The organism is Microbulbifer pacificus, assembly GCF_002959965.1.
Taxonomy (GTDB): domain Bacteria; phylum Pseudomonadota; class Gammaproteobacteria; order Pseudomonadales; family Cellvibrionaceae; genus Microbulbifer; species Microbulbifer pacificus_A.
Map to the genome: position 1 here is coordinate 973291 of NZ_PREV01000027.1, position 17117 is coordinate 990407.

Genomic DNA, 17117 nt, shown 5'->3' on the forward strand with positions numbered 1-17117 from the left:
CATGATTGGATTTGCTAACGCATCCACAAAAACAGGGCCGCTGTATTCGGCCCTGTTTTTGTTTGTAGCCTCCGGGTTTGCGGGTGCCTCGCGCGCTATTTTTGTCCTCTCCCTGGTTCTGCTGGCGTCCTGTGCGCCGGAGAAAACGACCTGGAAGCTGTCTGGCCCGACCATGGGCACGGCGTATCACATTACGGTGACCGATGTGCCACCGGGTGTGAGCAAGGCGGAGCTGCAGTCGGTCATCGATGCCGAACTGGCAGCGGTCAACCAGGAAATGTCCACCTATATCCCGGACTCGGAACTGATGCGCTTTAACGCTGCACCAGTGGGGGAGGGTGTGGAGATTTCCGCGCATCTCGCGGATGTCATTGCGCGCTCACTGGAAATCTACCGCCACAGCGATGGTGCCTTCGATGTCACCGTTGGTCCGCTGGTGAATCTGTGGGGGTTTGGCCCTCTACCGGAGCCGGAGAAGATTCCTGCGGAAGACGAAATCGCGTCACTGGTACAGGCGATCGGTTCTGACGCGCTGGATCTCAATGGTCTCGTTCTTACGAAATCCCGCGCGGTTACCATCGATCTGTCCGCCATTGCCAAGGGGCATGGCGTGGATCGTGTGGCAGACCTGCTGGAAGCGCGGGGCATCGCCAATTACCTGGTGGAAGTGGGTGGTGAACTGCGCACGGCCGGGGTCAATCCTCAGGGCGCGGTATGGCGTGTGGGTATTGAGCGGCCGAGCGCCGGCCAGGTGGTGCAGAAACCCATCCAGGTAAGCGGCAAGGGTATCGCCACGTCCGGGGATTACCGCAACTATTACGAGCGCGACGGCAAGCGCTATGCGCACACTATCGATCCGCGCACGGGGCGGCCCGTGGAGCACAAGCTGGCATCGGTCACCGTCATTGCCGAGACCTGTGCTGCAGCGGATGGCTATGCCACGGCACTGAATGTGATGGGCGCCGACGCAGCGCTAAAATTGGCGGAAGAGCAGCAACTGGCGGTCTTTTTGCTGGTAAAAACCGACTCCGGGTTTGAGGAGCGCGTCAGTAGCGCATTCAGCCCTTATCTTGAACGTCAGGGGAGGTAACCGTGACTATTTATATTCTTGCGTTCGTTGCGATGATTCTCATCGTTGCAGGTATGGCGCTCGGCGCGATTGTCCAGAACAAACCGCTCAAAGGGTCCTGTGGCGGTCTCAACAAAATCGGTATGAAAAAGGATTGCGACATTTGCGGCGGTGACGACGTCGAATGTGAAAAAGAACAGGAGCGCCAGCGTCAGGCCGCTCTGGCGAAAGAGTCTGCGGATACTGATCTCGCCTACGACGCGACTGCCGCGAGTAAAAAACAGGGCAAATAGCTCTGATACTGCGCATCCCAGTTGGAGAAGCCGCGGTGGCGTTTTTGTACCGCGGTGGGTATTTCTAAAAAAGCAAAGACAGTAAATCAATGGCAAATTCCAAGTACGACCTGGTAGTGATCGGCTCGGGCCCGGCGGGCGAGGCTGCGGCCATGAGTGCTGCCAAGAAGGGCCTGCGTGTAGCGGTCATCGAGCGCAGCCAGGCGGTGGGTGGCAACTGTACCCACAAGGGCACCATTCCCTCCAAAGCCCTGCGTCATTCCGTCAAACAGCTGATGCGTTACAACACCCAGCCAGTATTCCGCGTACTCGGTGAGCCGCGTCGTCTGACGTTTCCTGAAGTCATGCAGACGGTGAACAAGGTCATTTCCTATCAGGTGGAAATGCACACCAGTTTTTACGCGCGCAACCGTGTGGATCTGATTGTGGGCGATGCCCAGTTCAAGGACGCCAACAGTGTCGTGGTGCAACTGGCGGATGGCGCACGGGAAATTGTTACCGCCGAGAAATTTGTCATTGCAACGGGATCGCGCCCGTATCGCCCTGCAGACGTAGATTTCAATCACCCGCGAGTCTATGACAGCGACACCATCCTGGATATGGAGCACACGCCGCAGTCCATCATCATCTATGGTGCCGGTGTTATCGGTTGTGAGTACGCGTCCATTTTTGCCGCCCTCGGCATGAAGGTGGACTTGATCAACAGCCGTAGCCACTTGCTGGAATTTCTCGACGACGAAATTTCCGATGCGCTCAGCTACCACTTGCGCGATATGGGCGTGACCGTGCGTCATCGGGAAGAGTACGCGAAAGTGGCCGGCAGCAATCGCGGCGTGACCATGGAAATGCAGTCCGGCAAGCGGATTTCCGCCGATGCGCTGCTGTGGTGTAACGGCCGCTCCGGTAATACCGGCTCACTCGGCCTCGAACATATTGGTCTCGAAGCCAATCACCGCGGCCAGTTGGCGGTGGATGATCACTACTGCACCGCGGTTGAGAATGTTTTTGCGGTGGGCGACGTCATCGGCTGGCCGAGCCTGGCCAGCGCTTCCTATGACCAGGGGCGCGCTGCGGCGGATGCCATCGCCGGGCGCGATCATCGCGTGATTGAAGACGCTCCCACGGGTATTTACACGCTCCCGGAAATCTCCTCGGTGGGTAAAACGGAAAGCGAGCTGACCAATGCCAAGGTGCCTTACGAAGTGGGCCGTGCATTGTTCAAGCACACCGCACGCGCGCAGATCTCCGGTGAACGTGTGGGTATGCTGAAAATTCTGTTCCACATCGAGACCCGGGAAATTCTCGGTATCCACTGCTTCGGTGCGGAAGCGGCGGAGATCGTGCACATCGGTCAGGCGATCATGAAGCAGCCGGCACCGAATAACCGGATCGACTTTTTCGTCAACACCACCTTCAACTATCCGACCATGGCGGAAGCCTATCGCAGTGCCGCACTGGACGGACTCAACCGGGTAACCCGACTGTGACGGAACCTTCGTATAGCGAATTCTTCCAGTTGATCGAGGGCGTCTTTGAAGGGGTGCCCTTTGTGCGGGAAATCGGCCTCAAACTGCACGAGGTCGATTTGGAGCAGCAGACGCTATCCGCCAGATTTGAGAGCAACCCAAAACTGATCGGCAATCACTTCCACAACATTCTTCACGGTGGTGTGATTGCCACCGCGCTGGATCAGGTTGGTGGCTTCACGGCAATGGTGGCCGCGTATCAGCGCATGGGCGGTGCCATTGACTGGGAAGAAAAAATGCAGCGTCTGATGCGATTGGGGACGGTGGATATGCGGGTGGATTACCTGAAGCCGGGGCGCGGTGAGCGTTTCATCTGCAGCGGCTCCATCCTGAGAGTGGGTAACAAGCTGGTGGTTACCCGTATGGAGCTTCACAACGATGTGGACGAACTGATCGCCACCGGTACGGCCACCTTTCTGTATTGAACATGTGGCCGTAACGCAGAGGCAAAATAAAAGATTCCCGTCAGATTGGCCCTGTAGGGACGTTGCTTTCGCTCATCGCTGGCGGAGACGGGTTAGCATAGTTCAGCGTATGTTTTTCAGTTCTCAACCCTGGTGTTTAGCCACCGTGTGCAGAACCCGGTCGTTCTCGAAGTAGACGTAGAAATTGCCATACTCCCAGCGGGAGATCGCGGGTGCACCCACCGGCCCCTGCACGGAGAGTGGTTCACCCAGTTCCCGGGTTACCTGTTCCTGTTTCTTGCCGCGAAGATGAGAGGCTTCGGCAACGACCCCTTGGCTGCCCACCGGCACTTCGATGGTTTCCGCCCAGGTGGCGGAGGCGGAAATGGTCAGGCCGAGGAGGCCGGCCAGAGTCAGGTTGCGCAGGGTGGTGGTTGAGAACATGTAGGCTCCCCTGTTGTTTATTCGAGTTGTCGAGCATTAAAGCAGATATTCTGCCGAAACAGAGGGCATTCTTCACGTTTTTCCTTTCCCTGATTCGCCCGGTAACTGCGCTTATCGCGGTAGCCGTCGATACCGCTCGCCCGGCGTGTGCTAGTCTGAAATTCGAACTTGACTCATGGGACAGTCACGAATGCGGCTCACCCGCTATTTTTCCACCGCCGGTCTGCTGGTGGCGACCATCTTCTTCGCGCTGTCGTTGACGCCTTCGCTGATTCCTCGCGAGGGGGTGGTACAGGGCGTTATCTCCGGCTTCTCACTGGCGGCCGGTTACGGCGTGGGTGTTTTTCTTCACTGGTTGTGGATCTTTCTGGAACTGCCTGCCACTGGTGAGCGCACCAGCAGAATTCTGCGCTGGATCACCGTCAGCTTGTGCCTGTTGCTGGCAGTAGCTTTTCTGTGGCGAGCCGCGCATTGGCAGAATACCGTGCGCGGGCTGATGGGGCTGGAGGAAGCACCGGGCGTTCGTCCGCTTACCGTAGCCGTGGTCGCGATTCTGGTGTTTCTGGTGCTAATCGGTATCGCCAAGCTGTTTCGGCGTCTTTTCTACTTCCTGTCGGGCAAGCTGGAGCGGCGTGCGCCGCGGCGTATTTCTCTGCTGTTGGGACTGCTCGCCGCTACGGCTCTGTTCTGGTCGGCGTTCAACGATGTCATTCTTACCGCCGCACTGAAGCGTGTGGACCGTATCTATCAGCAGCTCGACGCGGGGATTGCACCGGACATGGCGGTGCCCACAGACCCGATGACACCGGGAAGCGCCGCGTCGTTGATTCGCTGGCAGGACATGGGCCACCAGGGGCGGCGTTACCTCGTTCTGGGGCCCAAGGCCCGGGATATTGCTGAGGTGACCGGTAGGGCAGAAGACCCGATTCGTGTCTACGTAGGCCTGAATGCCGCGGAAACACCGGCGGAACGTGCGGAACTCGCGTTGAAAGAATTGATAAGGGTAGGGGGATTTGACCGCCCCTACCTGATCCTGATTACGCCCACCGGCACCGGCTGGGTGGACCCCGGCGCGATCAATTCGATCGAATATCTGTTACGAGGAAATGTCGCCAGCGTCGCCGCACAGTACTCCTATCTGCCGAGCCCGATCGCGCTGATGACGCAGGACGCCTATGGCCGCGAAACCGCGCAGGCGCTGTTTCGGACCGTCTACGGCCACTGGGCTGCACTACCGCGGGATACCCGGCCCAGGCTGTACCTGTTCGGGCTGAGTCTGGGCGCACTCAATTCCGATCGCTCCTTCGACTTCTACGACATTATCAACGATCCGTTCCAGGGCGCCCTGTGGGTGGGGCCCCCGTTTCGCAGTGATACCTGGCGTGAGGTTACCGCGGATCGGGATGCCGGTTCGCCGGCGTGGTTACCGGAGTTTCGGGATGGCGCCGTGGTGCGATTTGGCAACCATTTTGGGGGTTACGAGAAGGGCCGCGCGGCGTGGGGGGATTTCCGCCTTGCCTACCTGCAGCATGGCAGCGATCCGATTGTGTTTTTCGAGCCGGAGGCCGCTTACCGGATGCCGGCCTGGATGAAAGCGCCGCGCGCACCGGATGTCTCACCAGACCTGCAGTGGTATCCCATTGTGACCATGTTGCAGCTGGCGATGGACATGCACGCGGGTATCGCCCCGATGGGGTTCGGCCACAGCTACGCGCCGTCTGACTATGTGCACGCCTGGCACCAGCTGGTGGCGCCGCCCGGATGGGATGCGGAAAAGCTCAAGCAGCTGAATGAAAAACTGCTGAAGTGGAATCCGCGCTGACTTTTTTACCGCGGGCGTGGTCGAAGGTGTCGATGTGACGCGCTTTTTGCGCGTAAATACTTGGATTTCTTGGCGTTTTTCCGCTTAAATCAGCTCCATGATAAAACCAGTTCCCCTCTATATCGGCCTGCGCTATGTGGCCGCCCGCCGCCGGCAGCAGTTCATTTCTTTTATCAATGGCTTCTCTTTGCTGGGCATGGCGCTGGGTGTACTGGCACTGATCGTGGTCACTTCGGTGATGAACGGTTTCGATCGGGAACTCAAAACCCGCATCCTGTCCGTGGTGCCCCACGGATTCGTGGAAAAGAAAGAAGGCCTCGATGACTGGCAAGCGGTCGCCGGTGATCTGCGTCAACAACCCCATGTGCTGGCCGCCAGTCCCTTCGTGCGTGGATTTGCGCTGCTCGGTGCCAACAACCAGTCTCACGGCGTGGAATTCCAGGGTGTTGATCCGACTGCCCTGAGAGAAGTTTCTTCCGTCGGCGAACATATGCTGATGGGCAGTCTCGACGGGCTGCAGCCGCGCAGTTACCACATCGTGCTCGGGCGTATTCTCGCGCGTCAGCTGGGTGTCATCCCCGGCGACAGTGTCATTCTCACCCTGCCGGAAGTCACCATTACCCCCGCCGGTATTTTCCCCCGCACCAAGCGCTTTACCGTCGCCGGCGTGTTTTCCGTGGGTGCCCAGGTGGACCAGAACATGGCGCTCATGCATCTGGACGATGCCGCGCGCCTGTTGCGTATGCCCGGCAAGGTGCAGGGGCTGCAGCTCAAGTTTGACGATATGAACAACGCCCTCGGGGCGGTGGAGGGCTACGCCGCTGCGCTGGGGGAGGGCTTCACCGGGGAAGACTGGAGTCACTCCCAGGGCAGCCTGTTCCAGGCGGTGAAGATGGAGAAAACCGTCGTCACCCTGATGCTGATGATCATCGTGGCGGTGGCCGCATTCAATATTGTGTCCGCGCTGGTACTGATGGTGGCAGACAAGCGCTCCGACATCGCCGTGCTGCGCACCCTCGGCCTCACGTCGCGTCAGATCATGGCGGTGTTTGTGGTGCAGGGCAGTGCCATTGGCATTATCGGCGCGGTGGCGGGCGGTCTTCTCGGCACGCTGATTGCGCTGAACCTCACCGATCTGGTGTCCTGGATCGAAAATGTGGTGGGGATGAAAATATTTGATCCGCGGGTGTTCTTCGTCAGCTTCCTGCCGTCGGAATTCCGCACCGCCGACGCGGTGCTGGTGTTGAGCGCGGCGATCATTATGAGCCTGCTGGCGACTTTATTCCCCGCTTGGCGCGCGGCGCAGATTGCGCCCGCGGAAGCACTGCGATACGAGTAACGAATAATCAGATGAACAGCCAAGTGGAAATCCATCCCGAAGAATCGCGCCCACAGGCCGACCTGGAAGTAGTACTCGCCTGTCACGGCCTCACCAAAACCTACCGCCAGGGCGCCAACGAACTGCAAGTGTTGCGGGGTGTTGAGCTGCAGGTGCCGAAAGGCGAGCGGCTGGCCATTGTCGGTGCCTCGGGCTCCGGCAAGTCCACGCTGTTGAACCTGCTGGGTGGTCTGGACACGCCAAGCACCGGCGAGGTCTGGGTGGACGGTAAAAATCTGGCGTCACTCAACGCCAACGAGCGCGGCTGGTTGCGCAACAGCAGCCTCGGGTTTGTGTACCAGTTTCACCATCTGCTGAACGAATTCACCGCCCTGGAAAACGTCGCCATGCCGCTGTTGATCGGCAAGCGCTCCGTGGCAGATTCCCGCGCTCAGGCAAAAGAGATGCTGGAAGCGGTCGGCCTCGGCCAGCGCCTGGACCACAAGCCCGCGCAGCTGTCTGGCGGTGAACGCCAGCGTGTCGCCATTGCCCGAGCCCTGGTGGCGCGGCCCGCATGTGTACTGATGGATGAACCCACCGGTAACCTCGACCGCTCAACCGCCAAAGAAATTCACAAGCTGATGGATCGTCTCAACGACGAAACCGGCATCAGCTTTGTCATTGTCACCCACGACCCGGACCTCGCCGGTGCGCTGGACCGCTGTCTGCATCTCGTGGATGGCCAGCTGGTGGACGGCTGGCAGCAGGGCGACGGCGTTTGAGGTGAAACATGTTTAGACCGCTTCCAGCGTTTATCGGCCTGCGCTATGCCGGCGCCCAGCGCAGCGGAGACGACTCCGGCGGGCTGGTGTCGTTTATTTCCGGCCTCTCCATGATTGGCCTGATCCTCGGCGTGGCGCTGATGATCGTGGTGATGTCGGTGATGAATGGCTTCGATCGCGAACTGCGCGAGCGCATTCTCGGCATCATGCCCCATGCCACGGTGTATAACGCGAGTCCGGACATCGACTGGACCTCGGTGCGCAACCAGGTAGCGGCAGCCGATGGTGTTACCGCCGCCGCGGAGGTGTGGCAGGTCAACGGCCTCGCGCGCAACGGTCTTGAGGTCTCACCGCTGCTGGTGCAGGGGGTAAACCCGGAGACCATCGTCAATGTGTCCACCATCGGGGAATTTCTGCAGGCGGGCAGTTTTGCCGCGCTTACAAGTGATCCCGTAGAGCCGGGCATCATTCTCGGTAAGGGCATTGCAGACAAACTCGGCATCGCCGTTGGCGAGCAGCTCTCCATCATCGTGCCCCAGAGTGGCAATGACGAAACCGGTGGCCGCACCGCTGCGCAGCTTGCGGGCTTCAGAGTCGTGGATATTTTCCATTCCGGCACTGCGCTGGACCATTCGCTGGCACTGGTGGACTGGGCGGAGGCCAAGGCGCTGGCCGGTGGCGCTGGTGGCGCCGGTGTACAGATGCGCGTGCAGAACATGCTGGGCTCGTTTGCGGTGTTCCAGAACCTGTTGCGCCAGTTGCCGACGGAAGGTTTCTACGGCAATGACTGGACCGGCACCCACGGCAATCTGTATCAGGCGATCCAGATGTCGCGCAACCTCGTCAGCCTGCTGGTATTCCTGATCATTGCCATTGCCGCGTTCAACGTGGTGTCGACCCTGGTGATGGTGGTCATCGACAAACACGGCGACATTGCCATCCTGCGCACCATGGGCGCCAGTACCCGCGAAATCCTGCTCACGTTTGTCAGTCAAGGCGCGCTGGTTGGTTTGGTTGGTGTGCTGGTGGGCGGGTTGCTCGGGGTGATCGGCTCGCTGCTGGTGACCGACGCGGTGGCGGGGTTGGAGTCCCTGTTCGGTATCCAGTTCCTCAAGTCCGACGTGTATCCCGTGGACTATCTGCCGTCAGAATTGCAGTGGGGGGATGTGGCACTGGTGGTGGGCGCGGGCTTTTTGTTGAGCCTGATCGCCACACTCTACCCGGCGCTTCAGGCCAGTCGCGTGCAACCGGCAGCGGCACTGCGCCAGGATTTCTAAACACTGCCGTCATGCCTTTCGGGGATGGGGAGAGGGGTAGATCGATTCAGTTGCTCTGGTCGATCTGCGTCTTGCGCAGTTCCAGCCGCGCCTTCCAGCGCTTTACCACATGCCACCGCCAGATTGCCTGCATCGCAAAATAGGCGACCGTGGCAAAGAAAATCCCGCAGATCAGCGAGCCGGAAAATAACGGCAGCCAGATCCTTCCCACTTCTTCCGTCAACCACTCCCAGGACAGCTCAATCTTGAATGGAATCGGCGGTGTGCCGAGTATCCAGGCCCCCAGTTTGTAGGCGCTGTAGAAAATCGCCGGCATGGTGATGGGGTTGCTGATCCACACCAGGGCCATGGAGAGCGGCAGATTGCAGCGGAACCAGAGCGCCAGGCCTGCGGCAATCAGCATCTGGCCGGGCAGGGGGAGGAAGCTGGTGAATATGCCTACGGCGAAGGCCACCGAAACCGAGTGGCGGTTCAGGTGGAACAGGTTGGGGTCGTGCAGCAGAGTGCCGAGAAACTTCAGGCCATTGTTGGCACGCACTTGTTCGGGAGTTGGCAGCCAGCGCCTGATAACACTCTTAGGCATGATTCAAATCTGCTCGGTACTCTCGATTTTTCATGTTCGATGCTGATGGCAAGGTGCATCATCAGCGCAACCATCCACAAGGATAGGGTGGCATGGTCCGTTTGCGCGCGCCCGGTCCGGCGCGGGCGCTATTATGCCCATATCGCTATTTCAAGACTACCATTCTCACCGCGACCGCAGGATTGGTCCTTTCAGCCTCGGTTATCCCTCTCGCAGACGACAGTTTGCCAATTTGGCACGGGTTCCGCGCAAAAGTCGGGACGCCAGTGGCCGGATTTCGGATTCTCAGTATCTCTGCCCAGTCACAAAATGCTAAATTGTTGACATAAATTGCGGTTGACGCCGAAAAAGTGGCCATTTAAGCTCTCTCAAACTAAAAAGTGTCGACAATGTTGTGGGCGATAACGGGTGGGCTATCCAGTGGACTCCAATACCGCGGTTACCAGTTCGGACATAGAAACAGCGAAAAGCACTCGCGGCTCCCAGAGCCTCGCTGACCGCCTGTTCTATTCTCTGCGCAAGGACATCGTCGAAGGGCGCATGGCCGCCGGCAGCAAGATCAGCGAGCCGGAACTGGCCCGCCGCTTCGACGCCAGTCGCGGCAGCCTGCGCGAAGCGCTGATGCGCCTGGAATCCCTCGGTTTACTTGAGCGCAAGGTCAATGTCGGCGCCCGCGTGGTGGAGCTCACCGAACGCGGCCTGCTGGAACTCTACGACGTGCGCGAAGCCCTCGAAGGCATGGCCTGCCGCCTTGCCGCACAGAATCGTTCGCAAGAAGACCTGGTGGAACTGCGCCAGATGCTGCATCGCCACGAGCAGCAGGAAGAGCTGCAGGCGGGCACCGCCTACTACCAGCCGGAAGGGGATTTCGACTTTCATTTCCGCATCGTGCAGGCCTCCCACAACGATCTGCTGATCGACACCCTCTGCAACCGACTCTATTACCGCGTGCGCATGTACCGCTACCAGCTGGGTATGGCGAGCCCGCGCGCGCACCGCGCCTTCCGTGAACACAGCCACATCATCGAAGCCATCGAAGCCGGCGACGGGGAATTGGCAGAAATCCTGATGCGACGCCATATCCGCGCGTCGCGCAGCAACATTGAAAAGAAACTGACGAACAGTTAACGAGAGAGAACCGAGGCAGTCTATGAGCAGACCAGAATCCGCCGGCGCACGCTTCCGCCTGGCTTTGAAAGAAAACCAGCCGCTGCAGGTAGTGGGCACCATCAACGCCTACACCGCGATCATGGCCGAGCGCATCGGCCACCAGGCGATCTACCTCTCCGGCGCCGGCGTTGCCAATGCCTCCTACGGCCTGCCGGACCTCGGCATGACCAGCCTCGACAACGTGCTGGAAGACGTGCGCCGCATTACCGCCGCCTCCAGCCTGCCGCTGCTGGTGGACATCGACACCGGTTGGGGCGGTGCGTTCAATATCGCGCGCACCATCAAAGAAATGATCCGCGCCGGCGCCGCCGCCGTGCACATCGAAGACCAGGTCGCGCAGAAGCGCTGCGGCCACCGCCCGAACAAAGAGATCGTTTCCAAAGAGGAAATGGTCGACCGCATCAAGGCCGCGGTAGACGCGCGCACCGACGATGACTTCTTCATCATGGCCCGCACCGACGCCTTCGCACAGGAAGGCCTGGAAGCCGGCATCGAACGCGCACAGGCGTGTATCGAAGCGGGCGCCGATGGCATCTTCGCCGAAGCCGTGACCGAGCTGGAACACTACCGCGCGTTCAAAGACGCTTTGAATGTCCCGATTCTTGCCAACATCACCGAGTTCGGCAAAACCCGCCTGTACAACAAGGCGGAACTCGCGGAATCCGGTGCCGACATGGTGCTGTACCCGCTGTCTGCGTTCCGCGCCATGAACAAAGCCGCGGAAAACGTCTATACCAGCATTCTGGCCAATGGCGACCAGCAGGCCGTGGTAGACACCATGCAGACCCGCGCCGAACTGTACGATTACCTGAACTACCACGAGTTTGAAGACAAACTCGACGCGCTGTTCAATAAATGATGCACCCCGTAGGAGCCTGCCTGCAGGCGAACCGAACCGCGCTCTGGCCTGTTCGCCTGCAAGGCAGGCTCCTACAAATCCACTCGACCCTGTAGGAGCCTGCTTGCAGGCGAACCGGTCTGCACTCCGCAACCATTCGCCTGCAAGCAGGCTCCTACAAGGCAAACAAACTAAAGACGAATAGGGGAATTAGAGATGGCAGAGAAAAAAGTTGGCGGAGCAGGCCTGCGCGGCCAGGTCGCTGGTAAAACCGCACTTTCCACCGTGGGCGTATCCGGCTCCGGCCTGACCTACTGCGGCTACGACGTCAAAGACCTCGCGGAAAACTGCGAGTTCGAAGAAGTCGCGTACCTGATTTTCAACGGCGAACTGCCCACCGCCGCCCAGCTGGCGGACTACAAAGGCATTCTGAAAACCATGCGCGGCCTGCCACTGGCGCTGCGCGAAGTGCTCGAGCGCATCCCCGCCGACGCGCACCCGATGGACGTCATGCGCACCGGCTGCTCCATGCTGGGCAACCTGGAAGGCGAAGAGTCCTTCGCGCAGCAACAGGACCGCGCCAACCGCCTGCTGGCCGCATTCCCGTCCATCATCTGTTACTGGTACCGCTTCAGCCACGACGGTGTGCGCATCGAAACCGAAACCGATGACGATTCCATCGGCGGCCACTTCCTGCACATGCTGCGCGACGAAAAGCCGAACGACCTGCACGCACAGGTAATGAACGTCTCCCTGATCCTGTACGCAGAGCACGAGTTCAACGCCTCCACCTTCACCGCGCGCGTATGTGCCTCCACCCTGTCTGACCTGTTCAGCTGCATCACCGGCGCCATCGGCTCCCTGCGCGGCCCGCTGCACGGCGGCGCCAACGAAGCCGCGATGGAACTGATCGAGCGTTTCTCTTCCGCCGACGAAGCGGAAAAAGAACTGCTGGGCATGCTGGAGCGCAAAGAAAAAATCATGGGCTTCGGCCACGCGGTCTACACCGAATCCGACCCGCGCAACGCCATCATCAAGCAGTGGTCCGAAAAACTGGCCGCCGACGTGGGCGACACCGTGCTGTACCCGGTTTCCGTACGCTGTGAAGAAGTCATGTGGCGTGAGAAGAAGCTGTTCTGTAACGCCGACTTCTTCCACGCGTCCGCGTACCACTTCATGGGCATCCCCACCAAGCTGTTTACGCCGATCTTCGTCATGTCCCGCGTAACCGGCTGGGCCGCCCACGTGTTTGAACAGCGCGCCGACAACCGCATCATCCGCCCAAGCGCGGAATATGTCGGTCCCGAACTGCGGAAAGTGACCCCAATCTCCGAGCGTTAATCGCGCACCCCCCCCTGTAGGAGCCTGCCCTGCAGGCGAACCAACAGAAGCGCAACCAACACACAAATTGTAGGAGCCTGCTTGCAGGCGAACAGCACCGAACTCCGAACCTGTTCGCCTGCAAGGCAGGCTCCTACAAACCTTGCCAAGCATCATTTTTTGGTGGAACCCATGAACACCGAATTCCGCAAGAAACTCCCCGGCACAGACCTGGATTATTTCGACACTCGCGAGGCAGTCGAAAACATCCAGCCGGGTAGCTATGAAAAACTGCCGTATACCTCCCGTATCCTGGCAGAAAACCTCGTACGCCGCTGCGAACCCGAAAACCTCACCGCAGCCCTGAAGCAAATCATCGAACGCAAGCGCGACCTGGATTTCCCCTGGTTCCCCGCGCGCGTCGTCTGCCACGATATTCTCGGCCAGACCGCACTGGTGGATCTCGCCGGCCTGCGCGACGCCATCGCAGAGCAGGGCGGTGACCCCGCCAAAGTAAACCCGGTGGTGCCCACCCAGCTGATCGTCGACCACTCCCTGGCCGTCGAACACCCCGGTTTTGAAAAAAACGCGTTTGAAAAAAACCGCGAAGTCGAAGAGCGCCGCAACGAAGACCGCTTCCACTTCATCAACTGGACCAAGACCGCGTTTGAAAACGTCGACGTAATCCCGCCCGGCAACGGCATCATGCACCAGATCAACCTGGAAAAAATGTCTCCAGTGGTGCAGCAAAAAGACGGCGTCGCCTTCCCGGATACCTGCGTCGGCACCGACAGCCACACCCCGATGGTGGATGCGCTCGGCGTAATCTCCGTGGGCGTGGGCGGTTTAGAGGCCGAAAGCGTCATGCTCGGCCGCGCCTCCTACATGCGCCTGCCCGACATCGTCGGCGTCGAGCTCACCGGCAAACTGCAGCCCGGTATCACCGGTACCGACATGGTACTGGCGCTGACCGAATTCCTGCGCCGCGAGCGCGTGGTAGGTGCCTATCTCGAATTCTTCGGCGAAGGCGCCTCCAGCCTGAGCCTGGGCGACCGCGCCACCATCGCCAACATGACGCCCGAATACGGCGCCACCGCCGGCATGTTCGCCATCGACGAGCAGACCATCGACTACCTGAAGCTCACCGGCCGCGACGACGCGCAGGTAGCCCTGGTAGAAAAATTTGCGAAAGAAACCGGTCTGTGGGCGGATTCTTTGAAAGACGCCGAATACGAGCGCGTGCTCAAGTTCGACCTCTCTTCCGTAGGCCGCAACCTCGCCGGCCCGTCCAACCCGCACGCGCTGCTGCCGGTATCCGAACTGGCCAACCGTGGTATCGCCAAAGAGTGGAAGGAAGAAGAGGGCCTGATGCCGGACGGCGCGGTGATCATTGCCGCGATCACCAGCTGCACCAACACCAGCAACCCGCGCAACATGATTGCCGCGGGCCTTATTGCGCGCAACGCCAACAAGCTCGGCCTGACCCGCAAGCCCTGGGTAAAAACCTCCCTGGCACCGGGCTCCAAAACTGTAAAAATGTACCTGGAAGAAGCCGACCTGCTGCCAGAACTACAGCAACTGGGCTTCGACGTAGTCGCGTTTGCCTGCACCACCTGTAACGGCATGAGCGGCGCGCTGGACCCGGTGATCCAGAAAGAAGTGATCGACCGCGACCTGTACGCCACCGCGGTACTGTCCGGCAACCGCAACTTCGACGGCCGTATCCACCCCTACGCCAAGCAGGCGTTCCTGGCTTCGCCGCCACTTGTTGTGGCCTACGCCATCGCCGGCACCATCCGCTTCGATATCGAAAAAGACGCCCTGGGTTACGACAAAGGCGGCAACCCGGTCACCCTGAAAGATATCTGGCCTAGCGACGAAGAGATCGACGCGATCGTCAAACAGAGCGTGAAGCCGGAGCAGTTCCGCGAGGTCTACATCCCAATGTTCGACCTGAATAAAGCGGAAGCTGAGAAGGGCGAGCCCCTGTACAACTGGCGCCCGCAGAGCACCTACATCCGCCGCCCGCCGTACTGGGAAGGCGCACTCGCCGGTGAGCGCACATTGAAAGGCATGCGCCCGCTGGCGGTGCTAGGTGACAACATCACCACCGACCACCTGTCGCCGTCCAACGCCATCCTGGCCAGCAGTGCCGCCGGTGAATACCTAGCGAAAATGGGCCTGCCGGAAGAGGATTTCAACTCCTACGCCACCCACCGCGGCGATCACCTCACCGCTCAGCGCGCCACCTTCGCCAACCCGAAACTGTTGAACGAAATGGTGCGCAGCGAAAACGGTGAAGTGAAGCAGGGCTCGCTGGCCCGCGTCGAGCCGGAAGGCAAAGTCACCCGCATGTGGGAAGCCATCGAAACCTACATGGACCGCAAGCAGCCGCTGATCATTATCGCCGGCGCCGACTACGGCCAGGGCTCCTCCCGCGACTGGGCCGCCAAAGGCGTGCGCCTCGCCGGAGTGGAAGCGATCGTGGCGGAAGGCTTCGAGCGCATTCACCGCACCAATCTGATCGGCATGGGCGTGCTGCCGCTGGAGTTCCTGCCGGGCACCACCCGCACGACCCTCGGCATCGACGGCACCGAAACCTATGACGTGGTCGGTGAGCGCACCCCGGGCGCAACCCTGACACTGCTGATCCACCGCAAGGATGGTGAGACCGTAGAAGTGCCGGTGAAATGCCGCCTGGATACCGCAGAAGAAGTTTCCATTTACGAAGCCGGCGGTGTACTGCAGCGCTTCGCCAAGGACTTCCTCGAAGCGGAGGCAACAGCCTGATCATGACTTTTGCACCGCAGATCCCATCACCACAAATAAGGGTGCCCGCCACCTACATGCGTGGCGGCACCAGCAAGGGTGTGTTCTTCCGTCTGCAGGACCTCCCGGAATCCGCACAGGTTCCGGGCACCGCGCGCGACAACTTCCTGCTGCGGGTGATCGGCAGCCCCGATCCCTACGGCAAGCAGACCGACGGCATGGGCGGAGCCACCTCCAGCACCAGCAAAACCGTCATCCTGTCGAAGAGCGAGCAGCCGGAGCACGACGTGGATTACCTGTTCGGTCAGGTCTCCATCGACAAGCCGTTCGTGGACTGGTCCGGCAACTGCGGCAACCTCACCGCCGCCGTCGGCGCCTTCGCCATCAACAGCGGTTTTGTCGATGCAGCGCGTGTTCCCGAAAACGGCATCTGCACCGTGCGCATCTGGCAGGCCAACATCAAAAAAACCATCATCGCCCACGTACCCATCACAAATGGGGAAGTGCAGGAGACCGGTGATTTCGAGCTGGACGGCGTCACCTTCCCCGCGGCCGAGGTCCAGATCGAATTCATGGACCCGGCGGATGGGGCGGGGGCGGATGGTGAAAAGTCTTCCATGTTCCCCACCGGCAACCTGGTGGATGAACTGGAAGTGCCCGGCGTCGGTACGTTAAAGGCCACCATGATCAACGCCGGCATCCCGACCATCTTCGTCAACGCCGCGGATATCGGTTACACCGGCACCGAACTGCAGGAAGCCATCAACGGTGACGACAAGGCGCTGGCCATGTTCGAAACCATCCGCGCCCACGGCGCGGTGAAGATGGGCCTGATCGCAACCGTGGAAGAGGCAGCCGCTCGCCAGCATACCCCCAAGGTCGCGTTCGTCGCGGCCCCCAAGGGCTATGCGGCATCCAGCGGCAAGCAAGTGGACGCTGGTGAAATCGACCTGCTGGTGCGCGCGCTCTCAATGGGCAAACTGCACCACGCCATGATGGGCACCGCCGCCGTCGCCATCGGCACCGCCGCCGCCATTCCCGGCACCCTGGTCAATCTGGCTGCGGGAGGAGGGGAACGCAATGCGGTGACCTTTGGCCACCCGTCCGGCACCTTGCGGGTTGGTGCGGAAGCGGAAATCACCAATGGGCAGTGGACGGCTACCAAGGCCATCATGAGCCGCAGTGCGCGGATTTTGATGGAAGGGTGGGTGCGGGTACCAGGCGACTGCTTCTAATTCGCTTGCAGTAGAAACCGGGAATAGCGGTGAGAGCTGTCTAAGCTGACTTCGAATGTCGAAAAAGCGAGCCTCAATTGAGGCTCGCTTTTTTTATATTTACAAGAAGTCGTCGAAAATTTAGGCAGGTTACGGCGGGAAACTCCTAGATCAGCAATGTTCGACATTGAGTTCCTCGGGGTTAGGTTAAGTCATTGACTTAAAAGACAATTGAAATACTATCGAATGTAGGTCTAACCAGAAGCATATAGGTGATTTATAGTTTAA

General features: G+C 59.9%; 15 protein-coding genes. 13 read left to right on the forward strand and 2 right to left on the reverse strand.

Going from position 1 to position 17117, the window contains the following annotated elements:
- Position 1 precedes the first annotated feature (1 nt).
- From C3938_RS14875 to C3938_RS14890, 4 genes are all read left to right on the forward strand, one after another.
- The gene (locus C3938_RS14875; protein ID WP_105104018.1) at positions 2 to 1090 is read left to right on the forward strand and encodes an FAD:protein FMN transferase; all 1089 of its coding nucleotides are present in this window, start codon (positions 2 to 4) and stop codon (positions 1088 to 1090) included.
- Between the two features lie 2 nt (positions 1091 to 1092).
- Entirely contained in the window at positions 1093 to 1362 is a 270-nt protein-coding gene (nqrM, locus tag C3938_RS14880) for a (Na+)-NQR maturation NqrM (RefSeq protein ID WP_105104019.1), read from the forward strand.
- Positions 1363 to 1451: 89 nt separating this feature from the next.
- Entirely contained in the window at positions 1452 to 2849 is a 1398-nt protein-coding gene (sthA, locus tag C3938_RS14885; RefSeq protein WP_105104020.1) for a Si-specific NAD(P)(+) transhydrogenase, read from the forward strand.
- Positions 2846 to 3313, forward strand: coding sequence for a thioesterase family protein (locus tag C3938_RS14890; protein WP_105104021.1), 468 nt, complete (start codon positions 2846 to 2848; stop codon positions 3311 to 3313). Before sthA ends, C3938_RS14890 begins: the two co-directional genes overlap by 4 nt.
- A gap of 123 nt (positions 3314 to 3436) precedes the next feature.
- On the opposite strand, the gene C3938_RS14895 is transcribed toward C3938_RS14890, so the two are convergent.
- A complete protein-coding gene (locus tag C3938_RS14895) occupies positions 3437 to 3736 on the reverse strand; it encodes a hypothetical protein (protein ID WP_105104022.1) in 300 nt (99 codons plus the stop codon).
- Positions 3737 to 3911: 175 nt separating this feature from the next.
- Here C3938_RS14895 and C3938_RS14900 point away from each other — a divergent pair, with 175 nt between their 5' ends.
- The 4 genes from C3938_RS14900 to C3938_RS14915 all read left to right on the forward strand — a co-directional run bounded on the left by C3938_RS14900 (position 3912) and on the right by C3938_RS14915 (position 8935).
- Positions 3912 to 5558: an alpha/beta hydrolase gene (locus C3938_RS14900; RefSeq protein ID WP_233998937.1), complete on the forward strand. Its 1647-nt coding sequence runs from the start codon at positions 3912 to 3914 to the stop codon at positions 5556 to 5558.
- A gap of 97 nt (positions 5559 to 5655) precedes the next feature.
- Complete coding sequence (locus tag C3938_RS14905) at positions 5656 to 6897, forward strand: lipoprotein-releasing ABC transporter permease subunit (RefSeq protein WP_105104024.1); 1242 nt, start codon at positions 5656 to 5658, stop codon at positions 6895 to 6897.
- An 11-nt stretch (positions 6898 to 6908) separates the two neighbouring features.
- The gene (gene lolD / locus C3938_RS14910) at positions 6909 to 7658 is read left to right on the forward strand and encodes a lipoprotein-releasing ABC transporter ATP-binding protein LolD (RefSeq protein WP_105104025.1); all 750 of its coding nucleotides are present in this window, start codon (positions 6909 to 6911) and stop codon (positions 7656 to 7658) included.
- A gap of 8 nt (positions 7659 to 7666) precedes the next feature.
- Positions 7667 to 8935 carry a lipoprotein-releasing ABC transporter permease subunit gene (locus C3938_RS14915; RefSeq protein WP_105104026.1) on the forward strand — a complete coding sequence of 423 codons (1269 nt, stop codon included), beginning with the start codon at positions 7667 to 7669 and terminating at the stop codon, positions 8933 to 8935.
- Positions 8936 to 8981: 46 nt separating this feature from the next.
- On the opposite strand, the gene C3938_RS14920 is transcribed toward C3938_RS14915, so the two are convergent.
- Entirely contained in the window at positions 8982 to 9518 is a 537-nt protein-coding gene (locus C3938_RS14920; protein WP_105104027.1) for a DUF2062 domain-containing protein, read from the reverse strand.
- 420 nt (positions 9519 to 9938) lie between these two features.
- Between C3938_RS14920 and C3938_RS14925 the strand changes: the two genes are divergently transcribed.
- The 5 genes from C3938_RS14925 (at position 9939) to prpF (ending at position 16850) form a co-directional block, all read left to right on the forward strand.
- Entirely contained in the window at positions 9939 to 10646 is a 708-nt protein-coding gene (locus tag C3938_RS14925) for a GntR family transcriptional regulator (RefSeq protein ID WP_233998938.1), read from the forward strand.
- A gap of 22 nt (positions 10647 to 10668) precedes the next feature.
- Positions 10669 to 11547 (forward strand): methylisocitrate lyase, encoded by an 879-nt coding sequence (gene prpB, locus C3938_RS14930; RefSeq protein ID WP_105104028.1) that lies wholly within the window; start codon positions 10669 to 10671, stop codon positions 11545 to 11547.
- Positions 11548 to 11742: 195 nt separating this feature from the next.
- Positions 11743 to 12867: a bifunctional 2-methylcitrate synthase/citrate synthase gene (gene prpC / locus C3938_RS14935; RefSeq protein WP_105104029.1), complete on the forward strand. Its 1125-nt coding sequence runs from the start codon at positions 11743 to 11745 to the stop codon at positions 12865 to 12867.
- Between the two features lie 171 nt (positions 12868 to 13038).
- On the forward strand, positions 13039 to 15636 hold the full coding sequence (acnD, locus tag C3938_RS14940; protein WP_105104030.1) for a Fe/S-dependent 2-methylisocitrate dehydratase AcnD: 2598 nt from the start codon (positions 13039 to 13041) through the stop codon (positions 15634 to 15636).
- A gap of 2 nt (positions 15637 to 15638) precedes the next feature.
- A complete protein-coding gene (gene prpF / locus C3938_RS14945) occupies positions 15639 to 16850 on the forward strand; it encodes a 2-methylaconitate cis-trans isomerase PrpF (RefSeq protein WP_105104031.1) in 1212 nt (403 codons plus the stop codon).
- The last annotated feature ends 267 nt before the right edge of the window (positions 16851 to 17117 follow it).